The sequence below is a fragment of the Rhodosalinus sp. K401 genome, assembly GCF_041365735.1.
Taxonomy (GTDB): domain Bacteria; phylum Pseudomonadota; class Alphaproteobacteria; order Rhodobacterales; family Rhodobacteraceae; genus Rhodosalinus.
On record NZ_JBGFSI010000017.1, the window covers coordinates 26223 to 38703 of the forward strand.

Below are 12481 nucleotides of genomic sequence, written 5' to 3' on the forward strand. Positions count from 1 at the left end.
ATCGCGGCGCAACGGGCACCGCGGGCAGTCCCGTCCCGGGCGCTGCCGTGCAATCGGTGTTCGTCACCGGATTTCCCCTTCGCGCCGCGACCCGCGAGGTCCTCTCGGGACGCGATGTGTCGCCCCGCCACCGTCCCGCTCCGATCAACGATCCACCGCGATCCGAACCATCGTTTCCCTTAGGGGACCACAGAACCGGCCGGAACGCCGGTCAGCGCGACGCCATCGCGACCCACGACCCCCCCCCTGCGGCGCGGCGGCTGAGCCGCGCTTCCGCGCGGGCCTCAGGGCGCCTCCAGCCAGCGCGCGGGATCGGCGAACTGGGGCCTGAAATAAGCGATCATCCGCCCCTCCGGCGGGGCCTCGGCGCCCTCCGCCCAGGGCGCCACACCGTGGAGCGCAAGGCGATGCACCACGATCGCCTCCCCCGGCCGCGCCGTCACCTCCACCCGCCGGCATGTTTCGAAGACACGGCGGCGCGCGGCCTGGTAGGTATCGGTCAGGTCGGCCTCGCCCCACCGCTCCGGCGCGCGACCCCGAAGCGCCGCGGCGAAGGCGGCGCGCATGATTTCGTGGCTGCCGTCCCAGACGACGAGCGGGCTCGCCCCCCTCCCCGCCTCGGTGAGCGGCAGGCCCAGGATGAAGGCGTGGGGCTCGCGCAGGTGGCGCCGCCGCTCGGGTCCCTCGGGCAGCAGCCCGTCCACATGGGCCGCGTCGCGCCGCGCGCGATAGCCGAAGGCGGCCGAGCTTTCGCCGCGGCGCGGGCGCGGATAGCCCGGCCAGACCACCGAAAGCTGCGCCCGGTGCAAGGGCGGCAGCGGGCCGAGAACGGCCTCGAGGGGCGCCCGCGCGGCGCGGGGCAAGGGCGGGCCGCCAGGCAGCCGCCCCTCGGCATCGGTGAGCAGCGCGTCCACGCCCACGAACCACGTTCCCTCGCAGTCGAGCCATGCCGCCCGCAGCGCCGGGTCCGCGACCGCGGCACGGGCGGCCGGCAGTGCGGCGGCGGCCCAGCCCGCCAGCGCCGGATCGGGGCCGAGCCGCGCCCAGCCGCGCGCGGCAAGCCCGTCTACCACCCCAGCGATTTCCGCAGCATGTTGCCCGCCACCAGGAGCAGGAACACCGCGAAGACACGCTTGAGCGGCCTCGGGTTCATGGCGTGCGCGAGCCTGACGCCGAGCGGTGCCGTGAGAAGCGTCATCGCGATCACCACCGCGAAGGCAGGCAGGTTCACCGCGCCCACGGTGAAGGGCGGGCGGTTCTCCGGCGCGATCTCGAAGAGCAGGAACCCCGCCACGCCGGGCACGGCGATCAGAATTCCGAAGCCCGCGGCCGTCGCCACCGCCCGGTGGATGGGCACGCCGTAAAGGCTCATCAGCGGCACGCCGAAACTGCCGCCGCCGATGCCCATCAGAACCGAAAGGAAGCCCACGAGCGGCGAAAGCGCGGCCCGCCGCCAGCCGCGCGGCATCTCTGGGCCGAGCCGCCACTCCGCCCGGCCGAGCCCGAGATAGAGCCCGATCACCAGGCCGAGCCCCCCGAAGACCCCCTGGAGCACCGTGGAGCGCAGCACCGCGGCCAGCATCACGCCGAGCACCGCGCCCACCGCGATGCCCGGCGCCCAAGTCTTCAGGATCTCCCACTCCACCGCACCCTTGCGGTTGTGGCTCAACACCGAGCGCGCCGAGGTCACGACGATGGTGGCCAGCGAGGTGGCGAGGCACATCTGCATGAGCTGCGGCCCGCCATATCCCAGCGTCTGGAAAGCGTAGAAGAAGGCGGGCACCAGAACGATGCCGCCGCCCACGCCCAGAAGCCCGGCAAGAACGCCCGCCACCGCGCCGATCACCAGAAGCAGCGCGATCATCTGGGCAAGCAACATCGGGTCGGGCATGGGGCTCCTCGCGCGGTCCGGCGGTTTCGGCGGGCGTCAGGTAGACAGTGTTTTCCGGGCGGCCACAACGGGAAATCCGTGCATCCGGTGCCCCCCGGGCGACGGGGCGCGCTCAGGCGCTGCGCCGCGCCTCCGTGAAATCGGCGGCGAGGGGCGGGACCTGTGCCAGCGCCCGTTCCACCAGCTCTGGGCCCGCATCCGGGCAGGACGCGCCCTCGGAGAGCATCTGCCGCCAGTGCCGCGCGCCCGGCCTGCCGGCGAAGAGCCCCAGCATATGCCGCGTGACCTGGTTGAGTCGCCCGCCTGCCGAGAGATGCGCCTCGATGTAGGGCAGCATGGCCCGCGCCGCGGCCTCGGGCGTGGTCTGGCGCGCCTCGCCCCAGAGCCGCCGGTCGGCCTCGCCCAGGATGTCCCAGGGCCGGTGATAGGCGGCGCGCCCCACCATCACGCCCGCGAAACCGTCTTCGAGATGCGCCTCGACCTCGTCGAGCGATTGCACGCCGCCGTTGAGGGCGATCGAAAGTGCCGGGAAGGCGTCGCGCATCCGCCGCACGAGATCGTAATCGAGCGGCGGCACGTCCCGGTTTTCCTTGGGGCTCAGCCCCTCGAGCCAGGCCTTGCGGGCGTGCACCGTGACCTGCGCCGCGCCGGCCTCGGCCATGCGCGCCAGGAAATCCGGCAGCACGCGCTCCGGGTCCTGTTCGTCCACGCCGATGCGGCACTTGACGGTCACCGGCACCGCGACGGCGGCGCGCATCGCCGCCACGCAGTCGGCCACGCGCGCGGGGTCGCGCATGAGCACCGCGCCGAAGGTGCCGGATTGCACGCGGTCCGACGGGCAGCCCACGTTGAGGTTGATCTCGTCGTAGCCCGCCTCCGCGCCGAGCCGCGCCGCTTGGGCGAGTTCCTCCGGATCGGAGCCGCCGAGCTGAAGCGCGACGGGATGCTCCTCGCGGCTGTGGTCCAGAAGATGCAGCGCGCCGCCCCGCACCAGCGCGGGCGCGGTCACCATCTCGGTATAAAGAAGCGTCCGGCGCGACAGCTGCCGGTGGAAGACCCGGCAGTGCCGGTCGGTCCAGTCCATCATCGGTGCGACGGACAGGCGGCAGGCCGTTTCTTGCTGTTCCATCGGCACGGTCCACGTCCTTCCTGAAGGCTCCGGGCGCGCGGCGGGCGCGTCGCGGGGCCCGGGATGCGGCCGCCCGCCACGCTCGCGGGCGCCCCCGGATCACGCCCAGATGGCGCAGATGCCGTGATTTTGCAACACTCGGGCCCATCGGCCGGGCTCGCCGCGCCGCGCCTGCCGAAGGGGCGCCGACGCGCACGGTCGCGCGACGGCATTGATGGCGACGGCCCTGCGCCGTAGACTAAACCCATGATCGGCGAGGACGTGGCAAGGCGGGGCGCGCCTGCGTGGGGCGCGCCATGAGCCGGGAAAATGACCGGCTGGCCCGATACCGCGCGCGGCGGGATTTCTCGAAAAGCCCAGAACCCGAGGGAGGCGGCAGCATGTCCGAAAACGCTCCGCGTTTCGTGATCCAGAAGCACGACGCCTCCACGCTCCACTACGACGTCCGTCTCGAGGTCGACGGCGTGCTGAAATCCTGGGTGGTGCCCAAGGGCCCCTCCACCGATCCGAGCGAGAAGCGCCTGGCGCTGCCCACCGAGGACCATCCGCTCGACTATGCCGATTTCGAAGGCGTGATCCCCGAGGGCGAATACGGCGCCGGCACGGTGCTCGTCTGGGACACGGGGCCCTACGAGAACATCACCGAGAAGGAGGACGGCCTGCGCCCCATGGCCAAGGCGATCGAGGACGGCCACGTGCTGGTGCGACTCCATGGCGAGAAGCTGCAGGGCGGCTACGCGTTTCAGCGCACGGGGTCGGGCGAGGACGCGCGCTGGCTTCTCGTGAAGATGGACGACGAGGCGGCCGACGCGCGGCGCAACCCCGTCTCCACCGAGCCGCTTTCGGTGCTCTCGGGCCGCGATCTCGACGAGATCGCCGACGCGGGGGCGGAGCGGTGAGTGGCCCCTTCGACGCGCTCTCCGACACGGAGCGGGACGCGCTTCGGGACGCGCCCCACCCGGACTGGACGGCGCCGATGCTGGCCACGCTCACCGACGACCGTTTCTCCGATCCCGGCTGGCTTTACGAGCGCAAGCTCGACGGCGAGCGCGCCCTCGCCTTCCGGGACGGCGACCGCGTCCGCCTGCTCACCCGGAACCGCAAGGATCTGGGCCAGACCTACCCGGAAATCGCCGAGGCGCTCGGCACGGCGACGCCGGAGGACTTCGTGGCCGACGGCGAGATCGTCGCCTTCGAGGGCGGCGTCACGAGCTTCTCCCGGCTTCAGGCCCGCATGCAGATCAAGGACGCCGAGGCGGCGCGGCAAAGCGATGTGCGCGTCTTCTACTACCTCTTCGATCTGCTGCACCTCGACGGGCAGGACCTGACCGCCCTGCCCCTGCGCGCGCGCAAATCGGTGCTGAAACGCGCCTTCGGTTTCGCCGACCCGATTCGCTTCACGCCCCATCGCGTCGAGGAGGGCGAGGCCTTCTTCCGCGAGGCCTGCGACAAGGGCTGGGAAGGCGTCATCGCCAAGCGCGCGGACGCACCATACGTCCGCAGCCGCTCGCGGGACTGGCTGAAGTTCAAGTGCGCGAACGGGCAGGAGCTGGTGATCGGCGGCTTCACCGAGCCCGAGGGCAGCCGCAAGGGCTTCGGCGCGCTGCTCGTGGGCTACTACGAGGACGGCGCGCTGCGCTACGCGGGCAAGGTGGGCACGGGGTTCGACGACGCGTTCCTCGAAAGCTTCCGGCAGAAGCTCGACGGGATTTCCCGCAAGACGGCGCCCTTCGACGACCCACCCGCGGGCGACGACGTGACCTGGCTCTCTCCCGAGCTCGTGGCCGAGATCGGCTTCACCGAGTGGACCTCCCACGGCAAGCTGCGCCATCCCCGCTTTCTCGGGCTGCGCGACGACAAGGACCCGCGCGACGTCACGCGCGAGCGCCCGGCGGCATGAGCGAGAAGACGATCACGGTGGACGGGCGCGAGATCGCGCTCTCGAACCTCGACAAGGTGTTCTTCCCGGATGACGGGATCACCAAGGGCGACCTCGTGGACCATTACCGGCGGATCGCCGGCATCGCCCTGCCGCACTGGCGGGAGCGTGCGCTCACGATGCACCGCTTCCCGGACGGGATCGGCGAGGACGGCTTCTTTCAGAAGGACATCCCCGGCCACTTCCCCGACTGGATCGCGCGCGCGAACCTGCCCAAGGAAGGCGGGACCGTCACCCACATCCTCGCCAACGAGGCCGCGACCCTCGTCTACATCGCCAACCAGGGCTGCATCACGCCACACCTCGCGCTCGCCCGCGCCGACGCGCCGGACCGCCCAGACCGGCTGATCTTCGACCTCGACCCCTCCGACGACGATTTCGGCAAGGTGCAGGAGGCGGCCGAGCGGCTTCGCGCCCGGCTGGAGGCGCTGGATCTTCCCGTCTTCGTGCAGACCACCGGCTCGCGCGGGCTGCATCTGGTGGTCCCGCTCGACGGCTCCGCGCCCTTCGACCCCGTGCGCGCCGCCGCGCGGCGGCTGGCCGAGGCCGTGGCCGAAGACGCCCCCGCCCTCGCCACGGTGGCGCAGCGCAAGGCGTCCCGCGGCGACCGGGTGTTCCTCGACTGGCTGCGAAACGCCTACGGGCAGACCGCCGTCGCGCCCTACGCGGTGCGCGCGCGCCCGGGCGCGCCCGTCGCCACGCCGCTCACCTGGAAGGAGGCGCTCTCGGGCGACATGACACCCCGAAAATACACCGTCGCCAACATCTTCCGCCGATTGGGCCAGACCGAGGATCCCTGGGCCGGGATCGACGCGCAGCCCGCCGAGGCGGCGGCCCTGGTCGAACGGACCTGAGCGGGACGGCCAGCGCCGGGGCCGCATCCTTGCCGTCGCGCGACGGCGCGGTCAGAGCGACGCCGGACCTGCCGCTCGCAAACGCCGCGGGATGCCTCCGGCCCGCGCCTCGGTGTGGCCCGGGGCCTGATCCCGGCGGCGTTTGGGCGCGCCCCTCAGTCCGCGCCGCGCACCTCGATGGGCGCGTCGGGATCCGGGTGGAAGACGCGCTGGATGAAGAAGCCCGCCGCGGCCAGGCCGATGCCGATCAGGTCGGTGAGCCACCCCCCTTCGATCATGAAAAGCGCCGCCACCAGGATGGCAAGGCGCACCATCCAGGCCGCGCGCGCGCCGAGGAACCAGCCCTGCACCCCTGAGGAGAGCAGGAACACGCCCACGGTCGCGGTGAGCGCCGCGCGCCCCACCTCGGGCCAAGTCCCGTCCATGAGCAGGGCGGAGTTGTAGAAGAACATGAAGGGCACGACGAAGGCGGCGATGCCGATCTTGAAGGAGGCGACCGAGGTCTCCATCGGGTTGGCGCCCGAGATGCCCGCCGCCGCGTAGCTCGCCAGCGCCACGGGCGGCGTGATCGCCGAGAGCACCGCGAAGTAGAACACGAAGAAATGCGCGGTGAGCGTCGGAATGCCGAGATTGACGAGCCCCGGCGCCACCACCGAGGCCGCCACCGCGTAGGCCGCCGTGGTGGGCATCCCCATGCCGAGCAGGATCGCGATGCACATCGCGAAGAAGAGCGCGAGAAGCTGGCTCACGCCGGCGAGGCCCAGCAGCAGGTTCGAGAACCGCGCCCCCACCCCGGTGAGCGAAATCACCCCAACGATGATGCCCGCGCAGGCGCAGACCGTGATGATCTGGATCGACATGGTGCCGGCGATCTCGAACGCCTTGCCGACGGATTTGAGGCCCATCCGGTAGGGGGTGAGCCAGCTCACCACCGCGGCGGCGACGGTGGCGTAGGTGCCCGCGCGGATCACCGAGTATCCCATGAAGAGCGCCGCGATGAGGATCACGATCGGCAGGAACAGGAAGGCGCGGCGCGCCATATCGCCGAGGCGCGGCAGCTCGTCGTCGCGCATCCCCCGCATCCCGAGCTTCGCCGCCTCGAAGTCGACCATGAAGTAGACCGACACGAAGTAGAGTACCGCGGGGATGATCGCGGCGATGGCGATCTCCTGGTAGGGGATGCCGGTGATCTCGGCCATGATGAAGGCGCCCGCGCCCATGATGGGCGGCATGATCTGCCCGCCGGTGGAGGCCGCGGCCTCCACCGCGCCCGAGGTCTGCTTCTTGTAGCCCACCTTCTTCATGAGCGGGATGGTGAGCGAGCCGGTCGCCACCACGTTGCCCGCCGAGGTGCCGTTGATCATGCCCATGAGGCCCGAGGCGAAGATCGCCACCTTGGCCGGCCCGCCGCGCGCGCGGCCCGCCGCGGCGAAGGCGAAGTTCACGAAGTAGTCGCCCACCTTCGATGCCTGAAGGAAGGCGGCGAAGATGATGAAAAGGATGATGTAGGTCGAGCTCACCGCCGTGGTCGGCCCGAGGATGCCCGCATCGGTGTAGACCTGGCTGAAGAAGCGCTGCCAGCTCACCGCGGGAGAATTGAGGAAGCCCGGCATGTACTGGCCGGTGAAGACATAGGCGAGGAAGACGCCGGCGATGATCACGAGCGCGAGGCCCGCCGCCCGCCGCGTCAGCTCCATGATGAGGGCGGTGCCCGCCACCGCGGCGATCGAGATGCCGATGGGCGCGAAGGGCGTGCCCGTGGAGTTGCGCATCAGGGTGCCGTAGATCGTCACCAGGTAGACCGCGACCGAGACCGCGCAGATCCCCAGAAGGATGTCCGGCGCGGCAAACGCCGACCGGCGGCGCCGGTGCGCCCAGCCGATCAGGATGCCGCCGAAGGTGGCCACCAGCAGCGGCACGCCGAAATACCAGATCTCGCGGAAGCGCAGCGTCTCGTCGATGCCGTTCCACATCAGCCCGTCGCGGATGAGGGTCGCGAACCAGACGCCCGCGCCCAGCGAGAAGAGCGCGGGCGCCATGAGCAGGATGGCGAGGCCACCCAGCAGCGGCGTCTCGCGCATTTCCTCGTCGCGGAAACTCGCCGAGGCGTAGAGCAGGAACCCGATCACGAGCGCCCCCGCGATGTGCACGATCCGGAAATTCCACGTCTCCATGGGGAATTGCGGCAGGAACGGGATCTCGACGCCGGTCAGGGCCTCGACCGAAATCCCGTTTAGCGCGGCCATGTGGAAGGCCGCGTAAAGCCCCGAGAACACCGTGACGAAGGTGTAGGCGGCGCCCGTGTAGAGGCGGCGGTTCTTCTCGACCGGCTCTTCGTCGACGCCTTCGGCGATGACCTGCTGGGGATCGATTGCGGGCTGGGAGCTCATGGGCCTCGTCCGTCATGCGGTCTGGGCGGGCAACGTCGCGCGGGCGATGGCCACGCGCGACGCGCGAAGGCGCGGGCCGCATCCCTTCCGGACGCGGCCCGCAGAGTCTCGGGTGTGGCTTACATCCCGTGGATCATGTCGTCCGGGATATCGGCGTCCGCGTTCTCCTTGAACCAGCGCGCCGCGCCCGGGTGCCACATGAGCACGTTGTTCTTGTCCCAGTTCTCCGGGATCGTCGACCGGGCCGCGCGGTGGATGTTCACCATCCGCTCGTTGTCGGACATCACCACGTCGGTCGCCGCATAGACGAACTCCTCGGGAAGGTCGCAGTTGGCGATGGCGAAGTTCCACATCGAGACCGAGCGCGCCGGCGCCTCGAGGGTCTGGTAGGTGTCCGCCGCGATCTCGAATTGCGAGACCGGGAACGCCTCGAGGATGGTCGCCTGCTCCTCCTCGGTGAACTCGATGATGTTGATGTCGGTCTGCACCTCGAGCTGGCTCACCGCCGGGACGGGCACGCCGGCCGCGAAGGCGATCACGTCGAGAAGCCCGTCCTGAAGCTGGCCGCCGAGATCCGACCAGCCGCCGTTGCGGCGGTCGAAGTTCACGCCAAGCTCTTCCATCATGCGCGGGAAATAGGTGTCGGAAGTGGAGCCCGCCGGGCCGAAGCCGATGCGCGCGCCGTCCGGGATGTCGGAGATCGACGAGATGCCCGAGGACGACAGCGCCGTGATCGAGAACGGCGTCTGGTACATCGGGAACATCGCGCAGGCGTTGGTCATCTGCAGGCCGGGTGCGATCGGGTTGTCGCCGGCCATGGATTCCGCGGCCGGCCCCATCGTCGTCATGCCGAAGGCGGCGTCGCCGGTGTGCACCAGCGCCATGTTCTGCATCGGGCCACCGGTGACCTCGCCGCCGCCCGAAAGGCCGAGTTCCTCGGCCACGAGGTTGGCCCAGCCCGAGCCGTAGGCGAAGTAGGTGCCGCCCTGGCTCGCCGTGCCGACGGTGAAGCTGTCGGGCCAGCCGGTGCGGTCATAGTCCTGCGCGACGGCCGCGCCGGCCGCGACACTCGCCGCGATTGCGGTCGAAAGAAGCGTTTTCATTGGATCCTCCCTTGGTTCCGTGCCCGCGGACCGTGCCCGCGGGCGTCGCACCGTCATAAAACATATGCCCGCGCGGGCAAGGGAAATGTCCGGTCAGCCGCCGCACTCGGACACCTTGCGCGCCTGGTCGAGGATCGCCGCGATGACCGGCGTCGTCGGGTCGCGCTCGGGGGCGACGAGGCCGATCAGATGCTCGGCCTCGGGCGCCACGAGCGGCACCGACTGCAGCCCGCCCATCGCGCCGAAGAGCTCCGCCAGGCGGCTCGGCAGCACCGTGGCGAGGCCGCCCGCGCGGACATGGCTGACCAGCGTGACCACCGAGCTCGCCTCCAGAACGGGGTCGGCGGTGCGCCCGGCCTCGGCCATGTGCTGGTTGACGATCCGCCGGTTCTGCATGTCGGGCGTCAGGAGCGCGAGCGGCAGGTCGGCAAGCTCCGCCCAGCCCAGCCGCGCCCGCCCCGCAAGCGGCCCGCCCTCGGGCGCGACGGCCATGTAGCGTTCGCGGTAGAGCGGGACGGAGGCCACGCGCCCCAGCGGCTCGTTGTCGAGGTAGGTGATGCCCGCCTCCGCCTCGAGGTCGTCGAGCATAGCGAGGATCTCCGCCGAGCTGCGCGAGTAGATCGAGAAGCGCACGTTGGGATGCCGCGTGCGGAACGGCGTGGTCAGCCGCTCCACCGTGGAAAGCGCGGTGGGGATCACCGCGAGGCGCAGGTTGCCCGAAAGCCCCTGCCGCGCCGCGCGCATCTCGGCGCGCATGGCGCGGCTGTCGGCCACGATGCGCCGCGCCCAGTCGAGCACGCGCTGGCCTTCCGGCGTGAGCCCCTGGAAGCGCGACCCGCGCCAGACCAGCATCACGCCGAGCTGGTCCTCGAGCTGCTTGATCCCGGCCGAGAGCGTGGGCTGCGTCACGCCGCATTCCTCCGCCGCGCGGCCGAAATGCTGCTCGTGCGCGAGCGCGATGAACATCTCCAGCTTGTCGATCATGGCCTCGTCTCCGTTCACCCTTTCGCGACCGAAATCCCCTGCGCGACGTCATGCGAGGGGTTTGCGACCGCTTGATAGAAGATACCTATCAAACGACGAAACTGCGACATTGAACCGCAGCGCCGTCCGCGGCATCCGCAGAGCGAGAATATCGCCAAGGAGTGCGCCTCATGGCCCTCGACGCCGCCGCCGCCAATCCGCGCCTCGCCCGGCTCGACGAGATCGTGCGCTCCCATGCCGGGCGCGAGGGGCCGCTTTTGCCCATCCTGCACGACGTTCAGGCGGAGTGGGGCCACATCCCCGCCGAGATGATCCCGGCCATCGCCGACAGGCTCAACCTTACCCGCGCCGAGGTGCACGGGGTGGTGAGTTTCTATCACGACTTCCGCGAGGCGCCCGCCGGCCGCAGGGTCGTGAAGCTCTGCCGCTCCGAGGCCTGCAAGGCCGTGGGCGCGGACGCGCTCGCCGCGGAGGCCGAGGCGCGCCTCGGCGTCGCCATGGGCGAGACGCGGGCGGACGGCGCCGTGACGCTGGAGCCGGTCTATTGCCTCGGGCTCTGCGCCTGCGGCCCGGCGGCGATGGTGGACGGCGAGATCGTCGGGCGCGCGGACGCGGCGCGGATCGAGGCCACGGTGAAGGAGCGCGACGCATGAAGGTCCATCTTCCCCGCGACGCCGCCGCGAAGGCGCTCGGCGCCGAGGCCGTGGCGCAAGCCCTGCGCGCCGAGGCCGACCGCCGCGACGTTCCGCTCGAGCTCGTTCGCACGGGCACGCGCGGCATGATCTGGCTGGAGCCGCTTCTCGAGATCGAGCGCGACGGCCAGCGCCACGGCTTCGGGCCGATGACGGCGGCGGATGTGCCGGCGCTCTTCGAGACCGAGGATGCCCACCCCAAGGCGCTGGGGCCCGTGGAAGAGCTCGACTGGATGAAGCGGCAGACCCGGCTCACCTTCCAGCGCTGCGGCGTGATCGACCCGCTCGACCTTGGCCAGTACGAGGCCCATGGCGGCCTTGCCGGGCTGCGCCGGGCGCTCGGCATGACGGCCGCGGAGATCGTCCAGGAAGTGACCGAGAGCGGGCTTCGCGGACGGGGCGGCGCGGGCTTTCCCACGGGGATCAAGTGGAACACCGTCCTGAACGCCGAGGGCCCGCAGAAATACATCGTCTGCAACGCCGACGAGGGCGACAGCGGCACTTTCGCCGACCGCATGATCATGGAGGGTGACCCGTTCTGCCTGATCGAGGGCATGGCGATCGCCGGGCTCGGCACGGGCGCCACGCGTGGCTACGTCTACCTCCGCTCGGAATACCCCGACGCCATCGAGGTGATGGAGGAGGCGGTCCGCCGCGCCCAGGCGGCGGGCGTGCTGGGCGACAACCTGCTCGGCTCCGGCCGCGCCTTCGACATGGAGATCCGCGTGGGCGCGGGCGCCTATGTCTGCGGCGAGGAGACCTCTCTGCTGAACTCGCTCGAGGGCAAGCGCGGGGTGGTGCGCGCCAAACCGCCGCTCCCGGCGCTCGAGGGCTTCCTCGGCCGGCCCACGGTGGTCAACAACGTCATCAGCCTCGCCACCGTGCCGGTCATCTTCGAGAAGGGCGCGGCCTTCTATGCCGATTTCGGGCTCGGCCGGTCGAAGGGCACGATCCCGGTGCAGATCGCGGGCAACGTGGCGCGCGGCGGGCTGTTCGAGACCGCCTTCGGCATGCCGCTCGGAACCCTCGTCGAGGAGATCGCGGGCGGCACCGCCTCGGGCCGGCCGGTGAAGGCGGTGCAGGTGGGCGGCCCGCTCGGCGCCTACATGCACGCCTCCCAGTTCGACACGCCCTTCGGCTACGAGGAATTCGACGGCCAGGGCGGGCTCATCGGCCATGCGGGCATCGTGGTCTTCGACGAGAGCGCCGACATGCTGGAGATGGCGCGCTTCGCCATGGAGTTCTGCGCCGTGGAGAGCTGCGGCAAGTGCACCCCCTGCCGGATCGGCGCGGTGCGCGGCGTCGAGACGCTCGAGCGCATCCGCGCCGGCGACGGTGCGGCGGTGGAGCTGCTCGCCGACCTCTGCGAGACGATGAAGGACGGCTCGCTCTGCGCGCTGGGCGGGTTCACCCCCTACCCCGTGATGAGCGCGCTGCGCCACTTCCCCGAGGAGTTCGGCGCCGCGCGGGAGGCCGCGGAATGAGACCCGGGGCCGGTT

The 12481-nt window shown here is 71.0% G+C and carries 11 protein-coding genes; 5 read left to right on the forward strand and 6 right to left on the reverse strand.

From position 1 onward, the window contains the following. Positions 1–284 precede the first annotated feature (284 nt). The 3 genes from AB6A66_RS15205 to dusA all read right to left on the reverse strand — a co-directional run bounded on the left by AB6A66_RS15205 (position 285) and on the right by dusA (position 3020). On the reverse strand, positions 285–1073 hold the full coding sequence (locus tag AB6A66_RS15205; RefSeq protein ID WP_371056554.1) for a hypothetical protein: 789 nt from the start codon (positions 1071–1073) through the stop codon (positions 285–287). Continuing rightward, the gene (locus AB6A66_RS15210; RefSeq protein WP_371036322.1) at positions 1067–1891 is read right to left on the reverse strand and encodes a sulfite exporter TauE/SafE family protein; all 825 of its coding nucleotides are present in this window, start codon (positions 1889–1891) and stop codon (positions 1067–1069) included. Before AB6A66_RS15210 ends, AB6A66_RS15205 begins: the two co-directional genes overlap by 7 nt. 112 nt (positions 1892–2003) lie before the next feature. Beyond that, positions 2004–3020 carry a tRNA dihydrouridine(20/20a) synthase DusA gene (gene dusA / locus AB6A66_RS15215; protein WP_371056555.1) on the reverse strand — a complete coding sequence of 339 codons (1017 nt, stop codon included), beginning with the start codon at positions 3018–3020 and terminating at the stop codon, positions 2004–2006. A gap of 296 nt (positions 3021–3316) precedes the next feature. Between dusA and AB6A66_RS15220 the strand changes: the two genes are divergently transcribed. The 3 genes from AB6A66_RS15220 to ligD (AB6A66_RS15230) are packed head-to-tail and all read left to right on the forward strand — an operon-like array spanning position 3317 to position 5813. Then, the gene (locus AB6A66_RS15220; protein ID WP_371056556.1) at positions 3317–3919 is read left to right on the forward strand and encodes a DNA polymerase ligase N-terminal domain-containing protein; all 603 of its coding nucleotides are present in this window, start codon (positions 3317–3319) and stop codon (positions 3917–3919) included. Then, positions 3916–4920 (forward strand): non-homologous end-joining DNA ligase, encoded by a 1005-nt coding sequence (gene ligD, locus AB6A66_RS15225; RefSeq protein WP_371056557.1) that lies wholly within the window; start codon positions 3916–3918, stop codon positions 4918–4920. The genes AB6A66_RS15220 and ligD (AB6A66_RS15225) overlap by 4 nt, the downstream gene beginning before the upstream one ends. Next, positions 4917–5813 (forward strand): non-homologous end-joining DNA ligase, encoded by an 897-nt coding sequence (ligD, locus tag AB6A66_RS15230; RefSeq protein WP_371036326.1) that lies wholly within the window; start codon positions 4917–4919, stop codon positions 5811–5813. The genes ligD (AB6A66_RS15225) and ligD (AB6A66_RS15230) overlap by 4 nt, the downstream gene beginning before the upstream one ends. Positions 5814–5968: 155 nt before the next feature. Here the strand turns inward: ligD (AB6A66_RS15230) and AB6A66_RS15235 are convergent, their stop codons facing one another. The 3 genes from AB6A66_RS15235 to AB6A66_RS15245 form a co-directional block, all read right to left on the reverse strand. After that, complete coding sequence (locus AB6A66_RS15235) at positions 5969–8203, reverse strand: TRAP transporter permease (RefSeq protein WP_371056558.1); 2235 nt, start codon at positions 8201–8203, stop codon at positions 5969–5971. A 119-nt stretch (positions 8204–8322) separates the two neighbouring features. Then, positions 8323–9306 carry a TAXI family TRAP transporter solute-binding subunit gene (locus tag AB6A66_RS15240; RefSeq protein ID WP_371036328.1) on the reverse strand — a complete coding sequence of 328 codons (984 nt, stop codon included), beginning with the start codon at positions 9304–9306 and terminating at the stop codon, positions 8323–8325. Between the two features lie 93 nt (positions 9307–9399). Next, complete coding sequence (locus tag AB6A66_RS15245) at positions 9400–10290, reverse strand: LysR family transcriptional regulator (RefSeq protein ID WP_371056559.1); 891 nt, start codon at positions 10288–10290, stop codon at positions 9400–9402. A gap of 170 nt (positions 10291–10460) precedes the next feature. Between AB6A66_RS15245 and AB6A66_RS15250 the strand changes: the two genes are divergently transcribed. Continuing rightward, positions 10461–10943 carry a formate dehydrogenase subunit gamma gene (locus AB6A66_RS15250; RefSeq protein WP_371056560.1) on the forward strand — a complete coding sequence of 161 codons (483 nt, stop codon included), beginning with the start codon at positions 10461–10463 and terminating at the stop codon, positions 10941–10943. Continuing rightward, a complete protein-coding gene (locus AB6A66_RS15255) occupies positions 10940–12466 on the forward strand; it encodes a formate dehydrogenase beta subunit (RefSeq protein ID WP_371056561.1) in 1527 nt (508 codons plus the stop codon). Before AB6A66_RS15250 ends, AB6A66_RS15255 begins: the two co-directional genes overlap by 4 nt. Positions 12467–12481 lie beyond the last annotated feature (15 nt).